This is a genomic window from Kiritimatiellia bacterium, from assembly GCA_018001225.1.
In the GTDB taxonomy this organism is placed as follows: domain Bacteria; phylum Verrucomicrobiota; class Kiritimatiellia; order CAIQIC01; family JAGNIJ01; genus JAGNIJ01.
The window spans coordinates 42,408-62,354 of the sequence record JAGNIJ010000027.1 but is presented as its reverse complement, the minus strand read 5'-3'; the positions used below and the strand labels follow the sequence as shown (position 1 = coordinate 62,354).

Genomic DNA, 19,947 nt, shown 5'->3' with positions numbered 1-19,947 from the left:
GGCGGGCCGCTTGCGGGGGGGACGTCCCGAGCGGCGCGTCAGCGCCGCGAGGTATCCCGTATCCGACGTGGACAAGGACCGGCTACCGCTGGTAATACTTTCGAGCGGCGTCCAAGAAGGACGACCACTTTTCTTTTCGGTCCCTTTCGGCGCACAAGTGCCACGAAATAGAAAGTGGTCGTCCTTCCTGGACGTCACTAGAAATACCACCAGCGATAAGCCGTCCGTGTCGAGATTGCAGGATGCCTCGCGGCGCACGCGGCGATGGTGTGCCGTGCGTAAACCCGGATTCCGAAGTGGTCGCGTAGTTCCTGGATGTACGCAAAGGCGGAAGACCACCGCGGATAGTACGGATGACGCGGATTCTTGGAGAACAGGGAAAGGCGACTATCGGACACAGAAAAAGAAGCCTGTCATCCCGAGCGCAGCGAGGGATCTCTGCGCCGCCCAACAAGCCGGAGACCCCTCACGCCTTTCAGGATGACAACCACGCCCTCCGGGGCTGTGATCGAGCCATAGCCTGCCCGGTCCAAGCATCGGAATGACCGAGCCGGCATTGAAGATTCAAGCTCGGCCCCGCCAGCAGCCCATGACGTTGTTTTCGCCGCGATCAGGCGAGGTCGAAGCGGTCCAGGTTCATGACCTTGACCCAGGCCGCGACGAAGTCCCGCACGAACTTCTGCTTTGCGTCGTCCTGCGCGTAGACCTCGGCCAGCGCGCGCAGCTGCGCGTTGGCGCCGAACACCAGGTCCACCCGGGTGGCCGTCCACTTCAGTTCGCCCGTCTTCCGGTCGCGCCCCTCGAACGCCTCCCGGGCCTCGGACACGGGCTTCCACACGGTGTCCATGTCCAGCAGGTTCACGAAGAAGTCGTTGGTCAGCGTCCCGGCCCGCTTCGTGAACACGCCGTGCTTCGAGCCGACCGCGTTGGCGCCCAGCACGCGCAGGCCGCCGACCAGCACGGTCATCTCCGGCGCGCTCAAGGTCAGCAACTGCGCCTTGTCCACCAGCAGGTGCTCGGCCTCCACGCTGTAGGTCGTCTTCAGGTAATTGCGGAACCCGTCGGCCTGGGGTTCCAGCACCGAGAAGGATTCCACGTCGGTCTGCTCCTGCGAGGCGTCCATGCGGCCCGGCGTGAAGGGCACCTCCACGGCGTGCCCGGCGGCCTTGGCCGCCGCCTCGACGGCCGCGCCACCGGCCAACACGATGAGGTCGGCCAGCGAGACCTTCCTGCCGTCCTTCCGGCCGCCGTTGAACTCCTTCCGGATGGCTTCGAGCGCCTTCAGCACCTTGGCCAACTGCGCCGGCTGGTTGACGGCCCAGTCCTTTTGCGGGGCCAGGCGAACGCGCGCGCCGTTGGCGCCGCCGCGCTTGTCCGAACCGCGGAACGTGGAGGCCGAGGCCCAGGCCGCGGAGACCAGTTCCGCCACCGACAGGCCCGAGGCCATGATCTTCGCCTTGAGACCGGCGACGTCCTTCGCGTCCACCAGCGGGTGATCGACCGCGGGGATCGGGTCCTGCCAGATCAGGTCTTCGGCCGGCACTTCGGGGCCGAGGTAGCGGCACTTGGGACCCATGTCGCGGTGGGTCAGCTTGAACCAGGCCCGCGCGAACGCGTCGGCGAACGCCTTCGGGTCCTTGTGGAAGCGCCGCGCGATCGGCTCGTAAATCGGGTCGAAGCGCAGCGACAGATCGGCCGTGGTCATCATGGGCCGGTGCTTCTTCGAGGGGTCGTGGGCGTCCGGAATCATGTGCTCTTCCTTGACGTCCTTGGCCAGCCACTGCCAGGCGCCGGACGGGCTCTTGACCAGCTCCCACTCGTAGCCGAAGAGCATGTCGAAATAGCCGTTATCCCATTTCGTGGGGTGGGGCTTCCACGCGCCCTCGATGCCGCTGCTGGTGGTGTGAACGCCCTTGCCGGTACCGAGCCGGTTGAGCCAGCCCAGGCCCTGCTGCTCGAGGGGGGCGCCTTCCGGCTCCGGCCCGACCAGTTTCGGGTCGCCGGCGCCGTGGGCCTTGCCGAAGGTGTGCCCGCCGGCGACGAGCGCGACGGTTTCCTCGTCGTTCATGGCCATGCGGGCGAAGGTCACGCGGACGTCGCGGCCCGAGGCCACGGGATCGGGCTTCCCGTTCGGGCCTTCCGGGTTGACGTAGATCAGGCCCATCTGCACGGCGGCCAGCGGGTTTTCCAGCTCGCGGTCGCCGCTGTAGCGCTTGTCGCCCAGCCAGGTGTCTTCCTTCCCCCAGTAGATGTCCTCTTCGGGCTGCCAGATGTCCGCGCGGCCGCCGCCGAAGCCGAAGGTTTTGAAGCCCATGGATTCGAGGGCGCAGTTGCCCGCGAGGATCATCAGGTCGGCCCAGGAGATCCGGTTCCCGTATTTCTTCTTGATGGGCCAGAGCAGGCGGCGCGCCTTGTCCAGGTTGACGTTGTCGGGCCAGCTGTTTACCGGCGGGAACCGCTGGTTGCCCGTGCCGCCGCCGCCGCGTCCGTCCGCGGTGCGGTAGGTGCCGGCGCTGTGCCAGGCCATGCGGATGAACAGCCCGCCGTAGTGGCCCCAGTCGGCCGGCCACCAGTCCTTCGATTCGGTCATCAGCGCGTACAGGTCCTTCTTGAGGGCGGCCAGGTCGAGCTTGTTGAATTCCTTCGCGTACTCAAAGTCCGGTCCCATCGGGTTGGACGCCGGCGGATGCTGATGAAGGATGCCCAGGTTCAGCTGGTTCGGCCACCAGTCGCGGTTCGACGTGCCGTGGCCGGTGATGGTTCCCCGGGTGTGGCCGGTTACGGGGCATTTTCCATTCTCGCTCATCTCTTTTCCTCCCTTGGTCTGTCTTCTGGTTTGTTTATAAGTCCGACGCCCGCCGTCAATCGAGGCTCCGGTGCGTGCCGTCGCAGAACGGCGGTTTTTTCGTCTGCTTGCACCCGCACAGGAACACCGGCTTGCTTTCTTCCGCCGTGAAGGCCACCGGCGTAAACGCGGTGCCCTTGTGCGCACCCGAGCAGAACGGCTGGTTCGCGCTCAAGCCGCACGAGCACCAGTAGTACGTCTTGCCCTTTTCCGCCTTCACCTCGTAGGGCGCCTTTTGCGCTATCCTGGCTTTGTCCATGACGCTTTATCCTCCCCGTTGGAACGCCGTATCAGGCCTCCGCCGATTCATTTTCGTTGATCCCCGCGCACGACTCCAGCATGTCACGGTCCAGGGTCTTCAGGCCCAGCAGGTGCAGGGTGACCCCCACCGCGACGGCCCCGAGCAGGGCCCGCAGCCACCACGCGGTCGCCACGGCGACCGCGGAGTACCCGATGACGCCCCACAGCAGGGCCAGCGTCACGACCTTGGCCCGCCGGGTGATGGCGCGGTGCTCCCGGTAATTCCGGATATACGCGCCGAACCACCGGTGATGCATCAGCCAGGCGTACAGGCGGTCGGAGCTGCGGAGGAAGCAGGCCGCCGCGAGCAGCAGGAAAGGCGTCGTCGGCAGCAGGGGGACAAAGACGCCGACGGTCCCCAGGCCGACCGCGATAAGGCCCGTTATCGCCAGAAGCACTCTATAGCTCGTTCTTTGCTTCATCGGTCAGGCCGGCCTCCCGCGTCTTCGATCGAGCGACGGCACGCGCTATTAGTAATTATTACTACTACCCGCCGGCGTGCAAGTCTTTTTTCCCAATCTGCTATCGGTCCAGCACGCGCACGCGGTAGAGCCGCGGCGCGCCGGCGTCGGGCGTCGGGGTCAGCGTGAAGTCGTCGGTGAAGGATAGGTTCGTGGCCGCGCCCTTGGGGGACGGGTCCATCTCCTCCGCGAGCGGCCGCGCGATGTACGCGAAGCCGCTCGTGATCCCGGGGCTGTATTCCACCCCGTACCGCGTTCCGCCCACGGAACTCCAGCGCAGCGAGTAGCCCTGCGCCGCCCAGGGCTGGCCGACCAGCCGGAGTACGGAGTTGCTGTCGTGGGGATTCGTGTTGCATCGGTACTCGTCCAGGTTCGACATGCCGTCGCCGTCGGCGTCCGCGTCCGCCGACCCGGCCGTCGCGTTGGTGAAGTGCGCGGTTTCCCACTCGTCCGGCATCCCGTCCGCGTCGGCATCCGGCGGCGCCTGGACCGCCACCCGGAAGGTCGCCGGGAGGCTGCTGGTGAGCCCGTCGGACGCCACGAACTCAAACGAGTCCGTGCCCGTGTACCCGTGTACGGGCAGGTACAGCGCCGTCCAGGTCGAGGTGTCCACGGCCGACAGGCTGCCGTGCGAGGGGCTGCCGGCGGCCTGGAAGCTCAACGCCTGCCCGTCGGGATCGGTCCCCGTCAGCGCCAGGTTGGTCGGTCCGTAGCCGACGTGCACGACCTGCGTCGCCATGGCGACGGGCGGCCGGTTGCTGAAGACCTGGCACTCGCAGCGCTGCTGCTCGTAGGCGATCTCGAGCGACCAGCACAGGTTCGTGCCGATGTTCCGGGAGTAGGCGTCGCGCATGCGGAGCCGCCATGTGCCGTTGAGCGCCTTGCCGTTGAAGGCGTCCAGCGTGCTCTCCGGCCGGTACGCGCCGGCGAACGGCGCGCTGCCGTTGCTGATGGACAGCGCCGCGCCCTGGTCGAGGACCGTGTAGGTGGCGGACCCGCACGTGCCGGTGCCGAAGTGGTCGCCGCTGCCGCCGCGCCGGGTGACCAGCAGGACCTCCGAGCCGTCCGGGTGCTGGAGCGCGAGCGTCAGGTCCCGGTCGTACGTGTGGTGGATCCGGAGCCGCACGTTGACGTCGCTGACCACGTTGGTGCCCGCCTCGTTGATCGCCAGATCGGAGTACGTGGTCGAGGCATCGGCGATCTGCTTGGGCGTGTCCGTGCTCTCGAAAAGGTTGGTCGTCGTCGCCAGGTCCACGATCTGCCCGATGACGTGCTCGAAGGCGCTGGTCAGCGCCAGGCCGTTGAACGACGTCGCCAGTTCGAACTGGACCAGGCTTCCGCACGCCATGCCGGGGTCGAGCCGGTACTCGAAAACCGAGGCGTTTGTCGCCGCGGCGTCGGGGGCCATGGCGGCATAGGTCGACGCGCCCTGCAGGATGGTCACGCCCGGCGTCAGGGAGGTGAGCGCGGCGCTGACGTTTGTCGCGGCCGCCTGGGAATTGTTCCACAACACGATGGTCTCGCGGATGGTCTCGCCGGGGTCGAGGATCCCGTCGTCATTGCCGGCCGGCCGGTCGGCGGGCTCGGTGTCGCGGATGAGCATGCCCGTCCGCGGCACCTGGGAGAGGATCAGCACGCTGTAGGGCGCGATGGTGATGGTTCCCCACGGCGGCGTGCCCGCGGCGACGACCTCGACGCTGCCCGCGTGGCCGTAGTCGGCGGCGTAGTTCGTCGAATCGCTGTTGAAGTGGACGTACCACGTCCCCGCGGCGGGGAAATTGATGGGGTAGCCCGACCGCGTCGCGTTGGCGAAGTTGGCGGCGACCACGGTGTAACGGTCGGTGGCGGAGGAATCCCACCGGCTATAGGCCACCAGCTTGCTCGCGTTGTCCACGTGGTACGTGCTGCAGTTGTCGCCCAGCAGGCCCTCCGAAACGCCGTCGAGGTTGCGCCGCAGCCGGATGAGGTCGCGGTAGAGGCGGACGATGCCGGCGAAGCTGTTGGTGCGGGTCCAGTCCACGCCGAGCGTGTCGCTGAACTGGTTGGTCTCCAGCATCTCCTGCCCCTGCAGGAGCATCGGTGTGCCCGGGGCGGTCAGGACGAGCGCCGCGCCGAGCGTCGAGCGTTTTCGGGCGTAGTAGCCCGCGGGGTCGCCCGAGTGGATCGCCGTGGGCAGCCGGACGCCGCCGTTGAGGTCGCCGGCCGAGTCGTGGGAGTCGGTGAAGATCACGCGCTGGAATGTCCCGGCGACGTTCCGGGCGATGGTCGGCATGTCGCGGTCGCCGTCGCTGCCCTGGGTGAGCACGCCCCGGACTTCCCAGAGGAACGTGAAGTCCCAGTAGGCGTTGAACCCGCTCAACTCCTTCACGTCCTCGGCGATGTTCCACGTGCCGGGGTACTCGTCCGCCATCATCGCGAGGGCGTTCGTGATCAGCGCCAGGCCCTCGGGGATGTAGACGCCGTTGGTCGTGTACAGGATGTGGTATGGGGCGTCCCAGCGGAAGCCGTCCATGCGGTACTCGTTCTTCCACATCCGGAACGTGTCGAAGATCGCCGCGCAGACCTGGGCGTTGCTGTAGTCCGGCCGCGGGCCCCAGGGCGTCGTCGCGTAGGGATCCGTGTTGTAGAAGTACTGGCCGCCGTGGACGCCGTCCGGGTCCCAGCCGTCGAACCGCCACAGCGACGAGTCGGCGTCCCAGTGGTTATGGACCACGTCCAGCAGGACCGCGAGGCCGCCCTGGTGGCACTGGAGCACGAGCTGCTTGAGCGCGTCCGGGGTGCCGTAGTTGTACTCGACGGAGAACGGGTAGCCCGGGTTGTAGCCCCAGCTCGTGGACGACGGGAACTCGTTGACGGGCATCAGCTCGATCCCGCTCACGCCGAGGTCGCGCAGGTGGTCGAGCCGGCCGGTGAACGTCGAGAACGTGCCCGGCGGCCCGTTGAAGGTGCCGGCGTGCGCCTCGTAGAGCACGAGGTCGCGCGAGTTCGTGAGGCTGTACGCGTTGCCCTGCCAGTTGAAGTTGCTCGGGGCGGTGATGACGGAATTGTTGTTGTCCCCCGCGTTGACGCGCCGGCTGCGCGGGTCGGTCTTGTAGGTCGTCGGCGTGTTGACCAGGAACTTGTAGTTCTGGCCGGTCACCGCGCCGGACACGTCCGCGGACCACACGCCCGTGGTCGCGCTTTCGAGCGTGAGCGGGCGGGAGGTCGTGCTCCAGCCGTTGAACTCGCCGGCGACGGTCAGGTTCGTCGCGTGCGGCGCCCAGACCCGGAACGTCACGCCCCCGGCGTACGGCGTCGCGCCCCAACCGGGCCGCGAAGACTGGGCCCGCGCGGACGCGGCCAGCATCAGCACGCCCAGCCCCCATCGCATGGTTCGCTTGAACATGGTATCTTGCCGCACTATACACGTAATACGCTTTACCGTTCATAATGGACATGAACTTTTTTAAAAAATATTGCCGATTTTCTCTTCCGCCGGCGTAGTACCCCCATGAAGGGCCCGGAGGCAAGGTGCTTCCCAGGAAGGGGCCCGTGTACTAGGATGGGGCCCGCTTGACCGCCGAGGCCCGTAAGAGGACGGATTGAACAGGGGTCCGCTTCGGGCGGTCAGAGGAAGCGATCCCATAACCGGGGCAGGGGGGCGGCCGTCATCGGAGGACACATGATCCTGGCGAAATGTGCAGCGCGGTCGCGGCTCGTTCATGGTGTATTCGTTCTGGCCGCCTTGTTCGCGTTCCCTGCCGTCCGGGCCGATGAGGCGGCCACGAATGCGGCGGCCCCCGCCGCGAACGATTACAGTCAGGGCTTCGCAAAGTACTACGCGATGGGCCTCCCGAACGTCCGCGACGCGAAGTACGTCAAGCTGGACGTGTACAGCCATGGGCTCATGCTGTCGCTCATACGCCTGCACGAACTGCCGCTGGAGGGCAATGCCTGGCTCCTGGAGGAGGCCGAGGATAGCGGGCGCTTCGTAGTAAATCCCTGCCGAGTCTGCGAAGTCCACGATTTCCAGAAGACCAGCCGGCGGCTGGCGAAGGATGACGGGGGGCGGGCGGATCCCCGGCGCCTGCTGATGGGCGAGGGCAACCAGTTCATGGGCCAGTGGACCAAGGCGGACCTGGAGAAGGACGTGGCGAAGACGGTCCAATTTCTCGAGGAGAAAATCGAGAATCGGCAGCAGCACGATTGGACCTTCCGCCAGAACGGGTACGGGAAATTCCTGCTGATCGCGATTCACTACCACGCCCGGGGCTATGTCCGCGAGGCGAACCGCATCGCCGACCTGCTGTTCGAGCACTCGGGCGACTACCGCAAGGTTCTGGTCGAGGCCTTGAGCGTGCTCGCGAGCGCCCAGTATGACGAGGCGTGCGACCGCTTCGCCGCGGGCGGGGACTGGGCGGCGTACCAGAAGGATGTAAACGACCTGCTGGCCCGGTTCCCCGCGGGCTGGGACTACGGGCGGGCGGTGAAGAGGGTCGGCGAGGCGGTTCAAAAACGGCTGGAGCAGCCGACGCCGCCCCCCCTCGCCGGCGAGGGCCTCACGGACGAGGATCGCAAGCTGGCCGACGAACTCGCGGAGGCGGGGCCTTTCGTGGACCTGGACGCCACCTCCAGCGGTTATCGCGACTTTTTCGTGTTCCCGCTGTCCGGCTCCGGCCAGGCCGACCACCCCCTCGCGCGGCTTCGCGCGCGGGGCGTGGCGGCGGTGCCCCTGCTGCTCGCGATGCTGAAGGACGACTACCTCCTGCGCATCGACACGCGCCGCCTCAATCCCGGTTCCATGCACTATTCGATTGATTCCCGGAGTTTGGCCGGCCTGTCCGACGAGGAAGTGGCGAGGCAGTATGCCACCATGCGGCGGCCCGCCGCGCGCAGCGACCTCGCCGCCCGCTGGCTTCAGCCCCTGCCCATCACGGGCGCCCGCCGCCGGCACGGCGCGGACGAGTTGGACAAGGAGGAGCTCTACGAAGAGGTCCGGGCGTGGTATGCCGCGCACAAGGACAAATCGCCCGCCGAACTGGCGCGCCTGTACCTGGCCGAGGGCGGCGACGACCAGAAAAGCGCGGCCATGCAGTATCTCGTGGAGCAGGGCACGGAGTCGGACTTCCAGGCCGTGGAGAAGCACCTGCTGGAACTCGCGGACGCGGAGAACGTCATGATGGGCATGAGCCTCGTGTCCCAGTACGCCGGCAAGCGCGGGGCCGCGGCGAAGCCGTTCGTCGAGCAATACGAGGCGAGGGTCCGCGCCCGCGGGAAGGAAGAAGGCGGGATGGTGATCCTCGACGAGCGGGCGGACGAACAGATGGATCGGTTTCTCAAGAACCTCCGGCAGATGGTTTCGGCGGAACCGTTGGATGAGATCCTGGAGAAAGTGGCCGGCGGGGACACGAACGCCCCGGAGACCAGCCTGCTGTGGCATCGCCTGGCGCAGGAAAAGCCGGCCGACGCCCTCGGCGCCCTGCTCCGGGCGGCGCCCAAGGCGAAGGACGGGGAGATCGCGGCCGAGCTGCTGGGGATGACCATGATGATGAGCCGCCCGGCCTTCTTCCGGCAGATGAGCGGGCGCAGCGAGGACGCGGACGAGGAGGTCCGGTTCAAGGTCGCCGATCACGCCGACCTGTGGCGCGCCGTCCTGGCCGACGCGCGGCCCGCCGAGGAAGGCGTCGGGGGCGCCGGCGGCACCGTGGGCGACACGGCGGCCTATGCCATAGAAATCCTGTACGGCGAAGGGATGCCGGAAGGCGGGTCAGCCCGCGAACTCGGGCCGCGCGCCGGCGAGATCATGCGGAAGCGCGCCGAGGCGCGGCTGGAGGGGAAGAGCGAGTTGCCCGGGTTGCCGTCGGCGGACCACGTGAGCGCGGAGCGGAAGAGCGAACTGGGCGCGATCTTCTCCATGGGCGCGCCGGGGGACGTGCCCCGGAAGCTCAAGGGCCTGACCCTGAACGAACTGCTGGCGCTGGCGGACCTGGCGGAGGAGGACGATGCCCTTAACGACCGGCTGCGCCCGGCGTCGCTCCTGGTCCGGGATGTCCGGGCCACCGGCCTGGACGAGGAAGCCGCCAAGGCGTGGAAGGCGTCGATCGGCAAGCCGTTCGGCATCGAACTGGCGCGGCGCGCCCTGGAGGAGACCCGGGCGTCCGTCGAAGCGGGCGTCCCGCAGTCGGTGCAATTCGTCCAGGAGCCCCTGCTGGGGGGCGTGGTGATCGTGATCCGGCGAGGGGAACCCGATCGCATGCGCCGCATGATCCCCGGCGGGTCGGAATCCTCCGTGGCCGCCCTGTTTCAGTTAAGCCGCGAATACGGGCACGCGGCGTGGCCGGCGAAGAGCACGGAAGAAAGCCCGGACGGCGAGTCGGAGGACGAGGAATACGACGAGGACCGGATGGCGAAAACCCAGGCCGATTTCTGGGAGCAACTGGAGGGCGCGCTGCGCGAGGGGGCGGACGTCTGCTCCGGGGGGCAGGTGCGTTTCATGGGCGCGCCGGCGGAGAAAGAGACGCCGGAGTCGGATTTGTGAACAAGGTCGGTCAACCAGCGAGGTCAGCATGACGGACATCGGACAGGAAAAATGGCGGAAGGTGCAGGAGGCGGTGGCGTCCCTGCGGGAAGGCGTGGCCCGGGTCATCGTCGGCCAGCAGGCGATCGTGGAGCAGATGCTCGTGGCCCTGCTGTGCCGGGGGCACTGCCTGATCGTGGGCGTGCCGGGGCTGGCGAAGACCCTGCTGGTGAGCACGCTGGGCCAGTTGCTCGGGCTCAAGTTCCACCGCATCCAGTTCACGCCGGACCTCATGCCGATGGACATCATCGGCAGCGAGATCCTGCAGGAGGAGGCCGGCGCCGCGCGGCGCAAGTTCGAGTTCACGGCCGGCCCGATCTTCGCGAACCTGATCCTGGCGGACGAGATCAACCGGACGCCGCCGAAGACCCAGGCGGCGCTGCTGGAGGCGATGCAGGAGAAGCAGGTCACCGTCGCGGGCCGCACCATGCCGCTGGCGGAGCCGTTCATCGTGTACGCCACGCAGAACCCGATCGAGCACGAGGGCACCTACCCGCTGCCCGAGGCCCAGCTCGACCGCTTCTTCTTCAACCTGCTGATCGACTACCCGACGCCCGAGGAAGAGCGGCAGATCATCCTGCGGACCACCGGCCGGGAGAGGCCCGCCGTGCAAAGCCTGCTCGGCGCCGAGAAGGTGATCGAACTCCAGGATGCCGTCCTCGATGTGCCCGTCCCGGACAACGTGCTGGACTACATCCTGAAGCTGGTCACCGCGACGCGGCCGGCCCGCGAGCCGGCGGACCCGTTCATCCGCCAGTACGTGGAGTGGGGGGCCGGGCCGCGCGCGTCGCAGAACCTTACCCTCGCGTCCAAGGCGCTGGCCCTGCTGCGGGGCCAGCCGGCCGCGTCGGTCGAGGAAGTCCGCCAGGTGGCCAAGCCGGTGCTCCGGCACCGCGTCATCCCCAACTACAACGCCACGGGCGAGGGGATCAGCGTCGAGCAGATCGTGGACCATCTCCTGGAAACCGTCGGATGAAGCTTTGCCTTTCAGGGGCCTGCACTGGAGGGGCGAGCTCCGCGAGCCCGCTTCTTCGGCGTCGCGGAGCTCCGCCCTCCAATAGCCGGGCCGCCGGTGTCGCCCGGCTGCGGGAGAATCCGTAGTGGGCGACCTGCGCTTCAAGTACCTGAAGCCGGAGGATATCCGGAAGCTCGCGGGCTACGAGTTCGCCCCGCGGGCGCTCGTGGAGGGCTACCTCGCGGGGCGCCACCGCTCGCGGGCGCGCGGCTCGTCCATCGAGTTCCGGGACTACCGGCAGTACGTTCCGGGCGACGACCCCGCGCTCGTGGACTGGCGGGTCTTCGGGCGCACGGACCGGTATTACCTGCGCACGTACGAGCAGGAGACGGACATGGAGTGCCACGTCTTCCTCGACAGCAGCGCCTCGATGGGGTTCGGCCGCGGGCTCTCGAAGCTGGAGTTCGCGTCGTTCTTCACCGCCGCCCTCTGTTACCTCGTCGTGCGCAACAACGACCGCGTCTCGCTCCAGCTCTTCGACGACGGCATCCGCCGGTTCTTCCCGCCCGGCAGCACGGGCCGGCACCTGAAGAACCTGATGGTCGCGCTGGAGGAGAACCGGCCCGGGAACCGCACCTCCGTCGCGGCCGCCCTGCGGCGCTCCTACCCGCTGCTCAAGCGGCGCGGCACGCTGATCGTGATCTCCGACTTCTTCGACGAGCCCGCGGAGATCTTCTCCGCGCTGAACCCGTACCTGCACCGCGGGTTCAAGATCCACCTTTTCCATGTCCTCGCGCCCGAGGAACTGGAGATCGAGCGGCGCGGCCTGCTGCATTTCCTGGACATGGAAACCGGCCGGCGCGTGATCGCGCACACGGAGAACCTGGCGAGGCCGTACGCCGAGGCCATGCGCGCCCACGTTGCCGGCCTGCGCGAGCTGTCCGTGCGCCGCAAGGTGGACTACGTCGTGGCGCGGACGGATACGCACTACTTCAACCTGTTCGACCGGCTGACCACATGAGCCTGGTTTTCCTCAACGGGATGCTGTGGCCGCTCGCGGCGCTGATCGCCGTGCCGCTGCTGCTGCACCTGTTCGCGCGAAGCAAGCCCCCGGTCTACCGGTTCAGCTCGATCGAGTTCATCCTGCGCATCCTGCGCACGACCCTCCGCGTCAAGCGGCCGCAGGACTGGCTGCTGCTCCTGCTGCGCACCGCCCTGTTCGCGACCCTCCTGCTGCTGTTCCTGCGGCCGCTCTTCTTCGCGCGGCGGGCGCTGGCGGGCCCGCTGGCGCGGAAGAACGTCGTGCTGGTCGTGGACGCCACGGCCTCCATGGGCTGCCTCGAGGGCGGGCGCACGCGCTTCGCCGCCGCCTGCGCCGAGGCCTCGGAGGTCCTGTCCGGGTTGACGGCCTCCGACCGCGCCAACGTGGTCTGGCTCGACGCGGAGCCCGACCCGGTGTTTCCGGAAGCGGGCCTGAACATGGGCTACCTCCGCGCGGCGTTGAGCCGGGCGGAAGTCCGGCAGGAGGAGGGCGACCTCGCCGGCGCCGTGAAGCTCGCGGTCTCCATGCTCGAGCGCCTCGACGGCCGGAGCGAGATCTACGTGATCTCCGATTTCCAGCGCGCGGTGTGGGACAAGGCGGAAGTGGCCGTCCCGGATTCCATCCGGCTGGTGTACCTCCGCGTGGCCCAGGGCGACGGCGACAACAGCGCCCTCTCCGCCCTCGCCGTGGATCCGCCGTCGCCCCTGAAGGGCGAGGAGGTCACGATTCACGCCGAGGTCGTCAATTACTCCGAACGGCCCCGCCAGCAGACCGTGTATTTCGAGGCGGGGGAGAGCCGGCGCTCGCTGGAGGTCATGATCCCGGCCTGGGACCGCACGACCGTGTCCTTCCGGCACCGGTTCGCGGAGCCGGGCCTCCACGCCGTGACGGCCTCGCTGAACGAGGACCGGTTCCCGGCGGACGACCGCCGCTGGGCGGTGGTCCGGGTGTCCGACGGCCTCGCCGTGGCGGTCTCCGGCACGAACACCGCCGAGGGCCGGTACTGGTTCCGCGCGCTCGACGCGTTGCCCTGGGCGCGGATCGAGCCGGAGGATCCGGGCCGCCTAAACGGCGCCGCGGAGTACGACGTTTTCCTGCTCGCCGGCTGGGACGGGGCGGGGTCGGAAGCCCTCGCGGAAAGGCTGGCCCGGGGCGCCACGCTGGTCTGGACTCCCGCGCCCGACGCGCCCATCGGCCGGTTGCTGTCCGTCGCGGGGATCGAAGCGTCGGCGGTCACCGGGGAGGCCGCGTGGGAACCCTTGTCCGCGCCGCAGGGAACCCGGATCGCCGCGAAGGAGGACCGGGTCTTCCGGCTGTTCGCCGGCGGCGAGTACGGCGATCCGGCGGGCGGAAGGTTCGGCGCCCGGTGGCGGCTGCCGGACGGCGCCGCGGCCGGCGGCGAGGTCCTGCTGGAGTACGACGACGGCTGGCCGGCGCTCGTGCGGTATCGCCGCGGCGGAACGTTATATGTGTGGACGATGCCGCTCGATCCCGGGTTCAGCGATTGGGCGGGGCGCGTGGAGTTCGTGCCGTTTCTCGGCGAACTGCTGCTGTCGAGCCGCGCGCTCGGAGAGCCCCGGGGCCTGTCGGCTGCGCCCGGTGGCCAACTGGAGTGGCTCGTGGACCGCGAGGTGCTGGCGTCGGACGTGACGCTCCAGGATGAATCGGGCGCGGCGCACCCGCTCCGCGCGCTGCGCGAATCCGGCGGAACGCGGATGGTGTCCGAGCGGGCGGCCCGCGTCGGCCTGTTCACCTGGAGGCACGAGGGCCAGCCGCAGCAGCTCACGGCGGTCAACTTCCCGCCGATCGAGTCGGACCTGCGCACGATGTCCATGAACGAGGTCGAGCAGCAGGGCGAACTAGCGCTGGCGGCGGGGCGGCAGGCCCGGCAGTTGCGCGACGGGCTGCCCCTGTGGCCGTACCTCCTTGCGCTGGCCCTGGGCTGGGCCCTGCTGGAAGGCGCCGCGCAATACTGGGTGGAGCGGACATGAACCCCCTCCTTCCAGCGGAATACGTCGTGCTGTGGGCCGGCCTGCTGATGGCCGGCGCGGGTTTCCTCTCGTGGCGCGCCTCCGCGAAGTGCCGCCGCCCCGTCCGCCTGGCCCTGGCCGGCCTGCGGATCGGCGGCCTGGCCTGCCTGGCCGTGATCGCCCTGAACCCCGGCCGCTGGGTCGAGCATGCGCGGGAGCAGGAGACCGAACTGGCCGTCCTCCTCGACCGCAGCGCCAGCATGGCGACGCGCGACGCCGGCGAGGCCTCGCGCTGGGACGCCGCGCGGGACCTCGCGAGGAAATGCGCGGAACTTCCGGCCGGTTCGGAACGCATCCGCTTTTATGCCTTCGCGGACCAGGCGCAGCCCGTCCGCGCGCCGGACCTCAACGCCTTGAACGCGGACGGTGAATCGACGGATATCCCGCGCGCCATCGAGGGCGTACTGAACCTTTCCCGGGCCGGGAGCCGGCGGCTGGTCGGCATCCTGCTCCTTTCCGATGGGCGGCAGGTCGCGGCGTCCGGACCGTCGGACGCCGCGCTCCGGGCGCGCTCGCAGGACGCGCCGGTGTTCCCGCTGGTCCTGGGCGGCGAGGTCGCGCGCAAGGACATCGCCGTCGAGCCGCTGCGCCGCCAGTACGTGAGCTTCAAGGGGCAGCGGACGCGCCTCGCCGCCCGCGTCCGGTCGTCCGGCCTGGGCCGGATCCGCCCCGTCGCGCGGCTCCGGGACGGCGCGGGCGCCGTGCTCGAGGAACAGACGCTCTCCTTCGAAGGCGACGGCGAGACCACGGTCTTCTTCGCGGTCACCCCGGACGAACGCGGCTACCGCGACTACCGCGTCGAGGTCGCCCCGTGGGAGGGCGAAGGATCCCTCCAGAACAACGAGGCCCGCATCGGCCTCGCCGCGCTGGACGGCCGCATCCGCGTCCTGATGGTCGAGGGCGTGCCGTACTGGGACAGCAAGTTCATCGCGCAACTGCTGCGCCGGCAGCCTAACGTGGAGGTCGTCTCGGTGTACCGTCTGTCAGCCGACCGTTTCTTCCGGGTCGAGACCGACCTCGCGGACGCCGCGCAAATCACCGGGTCCGTGTTTCCGGACACCGCGGCGGAGCTCGACGCGTACGACATCGTGATCTTCGGCAAGGGCGCGGAATACTTCCTGACCCCGGAACGTGTCCGGCTCCTGCGCGATTTCACGCGCGACCGCGGCGGGGGCGTCCTCTTCGCGCGGGGCAAGCCGTACAGCGGCGTGTTCCCGGAACTGGAGGCGCTCGAGCCGATGGAGTGGGGGGAGCGTTTCGCCAGCCCGTTCGCGGTCCGGCCGACCGGGGCCGGCGAGAAGGCCGGCCTGTTCGGCGACATGCTGCCCGGGCCGGACGATCCCGTGTGGGGCCGGCTGCCGCCCCTCGGGTTCGCGCAGCGGGTCCGGCGGCTGAAGGCGTTCAGCGACGTGCTGGTCGAGGGGCGCGGCGAACTGGGCGGGCAGGAGCAGGTGTTCCCGGTCGTCGTCCGCCGCCGCTTCGGCAAGGGCATGATCGTGGCGGTCAACGCGGACGGCCTGTGGCAGTGGGATTTCTTCCCGTCGGTGAAGGACGCGGGCAACATGTACCAGGAGTTCTGGTCGCAACTGGTCCAGTGGGCGGCCACGTTCTCCGAGTTCCTGCCCGGCGCGCAGTACGCCCTCGGGCTGAACACCCGGGCGGCCGGGTCCGGCGAACCCGTGCGGCTTCGCGTAAGCCGGCGGCAGGCCGATCCCGGCGCCCCCGCGCCGGAAATCCTCGTGCGGCTCGGCGGGGAACTCGTGCGCACGCTGCATCCCGCGCCGGTCCCGGACGAGCCCGGCCGCTGGGAAACCGTCTTCTCCCTGGAAGCGCCCGGGACGTACCGGCTCGCGCTGCACGACCCGGCGGCGGAGGGGACGGAAGGCGACCTGTACGAGGCGCTGGAAGTGCGGGCCGCGCCGCGCGAGGAGGATAACGTCAGCGCGGATCCCGCCTTCCTGCGCGAACTCGCGGAGGCCTCGGGCGGGGAACCGGTCACGCCGGAGACGGTGGCCGCCGTGCTGGCCCGCCTGGACGCGGGCGAGCGGGCGACGGACGTCAGCCGGGCGACCTGGCAGCCGGCGTGGGACCGGGGCTGGTTCCTTCTGCTCACGGCCCTGTGTTTTGCCGCGGAATGGTTCGTGCGACGGAGGAACGGGCTGCTGTGACGCGCGCGCATCCCAAGTCGGAACTGGAGCGACGGCTGGCCGGACACCTGCGCTGGTGGCGGGCGGGGCTGGTCCTGCTCTCGCTGGTCCGGGCGCTGTCCTGGGCGCTCGCGCTCCTGCTGGGCTGCTTTCTCCTCGACTTCTTCCTGGCCCTGGACACGCCGGTGCGGGTCGGCCTGAACGCGATCCTCCTTGCGGGGCTGGCGGTCTTCGTCGTCGGCCGCTGGGTTCGCGCGGCGGCGCTGACTCCGCGGGACATGGCCGCGCGGGCGGACCGCCTGCTGGGCGACCGCCGCCACACGGTCTTGAGCGCCCACGAGCTCGAGGCCTGGCTCGCGAGCCGGCCGGACCCCGAGCCCGAATTGAAGGCGTTCCTCACGGCGCGCGCCATCGGGCGCGCGGCGGATAAGGCGGCCCGGCTGCGTCGCCGCGATGTCCTGCCGCGCGCGGAACTCCGGCGCGCGGGCCGCCGGCTGCTCACTTGCGCGGTAGTCGTCGCGTTGTCGCTGCTCGTCAACCGGGAGGCCGCCCGCGTCATCCTCGCCCGCCTGTTCCTGCCCGGCCGGGACGTGCCGCCCTACAGCCGCTACACCTTCCGCGTCACGCCGGAGCAGCCGGTCGTCCTCTACGGGCACGACCTGGCTGTGCAGGCGGAGATCGGCGGCCGGGAACTCGGCGGCGAGGTGGGGTTCCTGACGCGCGCCGGGGGGCGGGTCCACCGCGCCGCCTGTTTCCAGGAGAGCGCCACGCGGTTCGCCCAGCGGCTCGAGGGCGTGATCGAGCCCGTCGAATTCTGCTTTACCGTGGGCCGGGCGCGCAGCCGGTGGCACGCGGTGGACGTGCGGCTCGAGCCGCGCATCGCGGCCGCCGAGGTGCAACTGATCCCGCCGGCCTACAGCGGCCTGCCGGCCCGCCGGTTCTTCCTCGGCAGCGAGGCCCTCGCCGGGCTCAAGGGCTCGCGTGTCGAACTGACGCTGACCAGCAACCGGCCGCTGCTCGACGGCCGGCTCCTGCTTCGTCCGGAAAACGGGGACGCGACCGTCCCGGCCATCCCCGGGGAGAAAACCGGCGAGCACAGCGTCCGCTTCGCCTGGACGCTCGACGCCCCGGCGTCGGCCGAGATCACGATCCGCGACGTCCGGGGCACGCCGAACGAGACGCCGTTCATTGTGGCCCAGCGCGTCGTGCCGGACGAGCCGCCCGCCGTGACGCTGAACTCGCCGCCGCCGTTCTCCCTGGCCACGCCCGGCATCGTCGTGCCGGTGGAGGGGCGCGCGGACGACGATCTCGGGCTGCGGCGGGTCGACCTGGCGCGCGCGCTGGTCGGATACCGGGACCGGTTGCGGGAGGTCGGGCCGGACGAGCCGGGCGCGCGCTTCGAGTACACGGGCGAACTGGAACTCCCGAAGCTCGGCGTCGAGGCGGGCCAGGTCCTCGAGATTTACCTCGAGGCCCTGGACAGCAACCCGAGCCTCGCCGGGCTCTCCGCGTCCGAGGTCGCCCGCGTGCAGATCATCTCCGAGGAGGAATACGCCCTCATGCTCCGCGTGCAGGAATCGGCGGAGGAGTTCGCGGCCCGGTACCAGCTCCTGCAAAAGGAATTCAAGGCCTTGCAGGAGGACCTCAAGGCGTTGAGCGAGGAACTGGGCCGCTCCGAGCCGGACGCCGAGGCCGTGGAGCGGGCCCGGGAGAAGGCGCGCCGCAGCGCGGAGCGGGCGGCGAAGCTGTTCGACGACATCGCGAAGGATTTCCCGGCCTACGACATGGAGAAGCAGTTGCAGCAGGCCGCCGCCGGCATGAGCGAAAAGATGAAACAGGCGGAAGCCATGCTGGCGTCCAGTTCAGCGCCGCACGAGGGGCTCAAGGAGAAGGTGGACCAGTTCTTGGAGGACTACGCCGCCGGCGGCGAGCGCCTCGAGCAGGAGGCGCGGGACGCCGAGGAGGTCGCGCTGCTGGCGGAGATCATGGAGAGCGCCGCCCGCTACGCGCGGCTGATGAACGAGCAGGAAGCCCTCGTGCGGAGGTTCGCCCGGTTCGAGGGCGCGTTCCGGAAGGAGGACCGCCGGCTGCTGCCCGACCTGGAGCAGCGGCAGGCGGATATTCGGGAAGAACTGACCGATTTGCTCGAAACCATCGACCGGCAGGCCTCGCAGTTGAAGGTCGATTACAGCCGGCTCACGACTGACATGGAGGAGTTCGTCGAGAAGGCCGGCTCATTGCTGATTGTTCCGACCATGGCGAGCGCGGAGCAGGAGGCGCGGGCGGAGGACGGGCCGGAGGCGCACCGGCAGGCCCGGCTCGCGCTGGAAAAGATGCAGGAGCTGGCCGGGCCGGACTCCGGCTCGTGTTTCGGCGGCCTGTGCCGCGGCGAACTCCGGTTCGACGTGCGCGAACAGATGCGCTCGACGCTCGAGCAGATGATGGCCGCCATCACCATGAAGATCTGCAGCGGGGCGGGCGACCTGCCCGGCGAAGGGCGGGGCGGGGGGCCGGCCGGCTTCGGACTATACGGGGGCGGCGACCGCAGCGACGGGTACTGGATGGGCGGCCAGTCGCCGCTCAACCTTCGGGTCTATGGCCCCGAGCGGCGGGCGTTCCGGTCGGCGCCGGCCGGGGGAACCGGTCTCGGCCGGGGCCAGGATCCCGGCGGCCACCGGATCGGCGACGGGGCCACCGACCGGATGGCCGCCCCGGCGGCGGGGCCCGTCGCGGCGGACAGCATGCCGCTGGAGAACGTGCCCGAGTCGTACCGCGAAGCGGTGAAGAAATATTTCAGCACGGGAGATCCCTGATCATGAAAAAGGTTATCGTCATCCTCTGGGCCGCCGCCGCGCTGGCGGCGCCAGCCAAGGAGGGCGTGGTGCAGTGCGCCAACCTCATCTACGGCGGCGCCCACACCTCGCGGTGCTTCAGCGACGAGTTCTTGAGCGCGGTCCAGCGCGACACGGCCATCGCCACGGAGCGCCGCTTCAAGAGCGTCAAGCTCGCGGCCGACGACCTGTTCAACTACCCCTTCGTCATGATGACCGGCGAGGCGGATTTCCACTTCACGGCGAAGGAGCGCGAGAACCTGAAGAAGTACCTCCAGAGCGGCGGCTTCCTCCTCGCGTCGGCCGGCTGTTCGAACAAGGACTGGGACCGCGCCTTCCGCCGGGAGATGAAGACGATGTTCGGCGACGACAACCTGAAGAAGATCGAGATGGATCATCCCGTCTTCCGCACGGTCCACGCCATCGAGAAGCTCAAGCTTCACCACGCCGCGCCCGATGCGCGGCTCGAGGGGATCGAGTCCGACGGCAAGCTGGTGGCCATCTACTCGCCGCACGGGCTGAACGACACGGCCCACACCGAGGGCTGCTGCTGTTGCGGCGGCAACGAGATCGAGAATTCGCTCCAGGTGAACGTCAACATCCTCGTTTACGCGCTGATGTATTAACATCTTGAACTCTAAATTGTTACATACTGCGTATCCTCGTTGCTCCAGCAGAAGACCCCTGCGGCCTTGCGCCGCGGGTGAATCATACCATGTACGGGTGAGAGGCGGTACGAACGGCGTCGCAGAGCTCCGCCCTCCAGTTGCAGGAATCATG

Annotated in this window: 11 protein-coding genes; 7 read left to right on the top strand and 4 right to left on the bottom strand. The window is 69.1% G+C overall.

Features of this window, described 5'->3' with window-relative positions; translation table 11 throughout:
- Positions 1-610: 610 nt before the first annotated feature.
- From katG to KA248_10285, 4 genes are all read right to left on the bottom strand, one after another.
- A complete protein-coding gene (gene katG / locus KA248_10300; GenBank protein ID MBP7830296.1) occupies positions 611-2,806 on the bottom strand; it encodes a catalase/peroxidase HPI in 2,196 nt (731 codons plus the stop codon).
- A 55-nt stretch (positions 2,807-2,861) separates the two neighbouring features.
- Complete coding sequence (locus KA248_10295) at positions 2,862-3,104, bottom strand: CDGSH iron-sulfur domain-containing protein (protein MBP7830295.1); 243 nt, start codon at positions 3,102-3,104, stop codon at positions 2,862-2,864.
- A 31-nt stretch (positions 3,105-3,135) separates the two neighbouring features.
- Positions 3,136-3,567, bottom strand: coding sequence for a YbaN family protein (locus KA248_10290; GenBank protein ID MBP7830294.1), 432 nt, complete (start codon positions 3,565-3,567; stop codon positions 3,136-3,138).
- 100 nt (positions 3,568-3,667) lie between these two features.
- Positions 3,668-6,991: an alpha amylase C-terminal domain-containing protein gene (locus KA248_10285; GenBank protein MBP7830293.1), complete on the bottom strand. Its 3,324-nt coding sequence runs from the start codon at positions 6,989-6,991 to the stop codon at positions 3,668-3,670.
- Positions 6,992-7,267: 276 nt separating this feature from the next.
- Here KA248_10285 and KA248_10280 point away from each other — a divergent pair, with 276 nt between their 5' ends.
- The 7 genes from KA248_10280 (at position 7,268) to KA248_10250 (ending at position 19,793) form a co-directional block, all read left to right on the top strand.
- Positions 7,268-10,123, top strand: a complete 2,856-nt coding sequence (locus KA248_10280) for a hypothetical protein (GenBank protein MBP7830292.1) — start codon at positions 7,268-7,270, stop codon at positions 10,121-10,123.
- A gap of 28 nt (positions 10,124-10,151) precedes the next feature.
- Positions 10,152-11,138 carry a MoxR family ATPase gene (locus tag KA248_10275; protein ID MBP7830291.1) on the top strand — a complete coding sequence of 329 codons (987 nt, stop codon included), beginning with the start codon at positions 10,152-10,154 and terminating at the stop codon, positions 11,136-11,138.
- 124 nt (positions 11,139-11,262) lie between these two features.
- Positions 11,263-12,138, top strand: coding sequence for a DUF58 domain-containing protein (locus KA248_10270; GenBank protein MBP7830290.1), 876 nt, complete (start codon positions 11,263-11,265; stop codon positions 12,136-12,138).
- Positions 12,135-14,150 (top strand): BatA and WFA domain-containing protein, encoded by a 2,016-nt coding sequence (locus KA248_10265; protein MBP7830289.1) that lies wholly within the window; start codon positions 12,135-12,137, stop codon positions 14,148-14,150. The genes KA248_10270 and KA248_10265 overlap by 4 nt, the downstream gene beginning before the upstream one ends.
- The gene (locus tag KA248_10260; GenBank protein MBP7830288.1) at positions 14,147-16,357 is read left to right on the top strand and encodes a hypothetical protein; all 2,211 of its coding nucleotides are present in this window, start codon (positions 14,147-14,149) and stop codon (positions 16,355-16,357) included. The genes KA248_10265 and KA248_10260 overlap by 4 nt, the downstream gene beginning before the upstream one ends.
- Positions 16,354-19,149, top strand: a complete 2,796-nt coding sequence (locus KA248_10255) for a hypothetical protein (GenBank protein MBP7830287.1) — start codon at positions 16,354-16,356, stop codon at positions 19,147-19,149. The genes KA248_10260 and KA248_10255 overlap by 4 nt, the downstream gene beginning before the upstream one ends.
- A gap of 2 nt (positions 19,150-19,151) precedes the next feature.
- Positions 19,152-19,793 (top strand): DUF4159 domain-containing protein, encoded by a 642-nt coding sequence (locus tag KA248_10250; GenBank protein MBP7830286.1) that lies wholly within the window; start codon positions 19,152-19,154, stop codon positions 19,791-19,793.
- Positions 19,794-19,947: the final 154 nt, after the last annotated feature.

Bases quoted from the DNA above. Each gene is read 5' to 3' on its own strand.
- katG (MBP7830296.1), bottom strand. From the start codon at position 2,806: ATGAGCGAGAATGGAAAATGCCCCGTAACCGGCCACACCCGGGGAACC.
- KA248_10295 (MBP7830295.1), bottom strand. From the start codon at position 3,104: ATGGACAAAGCCAGGATAGCGCAAAAGGCGCCCTACGAGGTGAAGGCG.
- KA248_10290 (MBP7830294.1), bottom strand. From the start codon at position 3,567: ATGAAGCAAAGAACGAGCTATAGAGTGCTTCTGGCGATAACGGGCCTT.
- KA248_10285 (MBP7830293.1), bottom strand. From the start codon at position 6,991: ATGTTCAAGCGAACCATGCGATGGGGGCTGGGCGTGCTGATGCTGGCC.
- KA248_10280 (MBP7830292.1), top strand. From the start codon at position 7,268: ATGATCCTGGCGAAATGTGCAGCGCGGTCGCGGCTCGTTCATGGTGTA.
- KA248_10275 (MBP7830291.1), top strand. From the start codon at position 10,152: ATGACGGACATCGGACAGGAAAAATGGCGGAAGGTGCAGGAGGCGGTG.
- KA248_10265 (MBP7830289.1), top strand. From the start codon at position 12,135: ATGAGCCTGGTTTTCCTCAACGGGATGCTGTGGCCGCTCGCGGCGCTG.
- KA248_10260 (MBP7830288.1), top strand. From the start codon at position 14,147: ATGAACCCCCTCCTTCCAGCGGAATACGTCGTGCTGTGGGCCGGCCTG.
- KA248_10250 (MBP7830286.1), top strand. From the start codon at position 19,152: ATGAAAAAGGTTATCGTCATCCTCTGGGCCGCCGCCGCGCTGGCGGCG.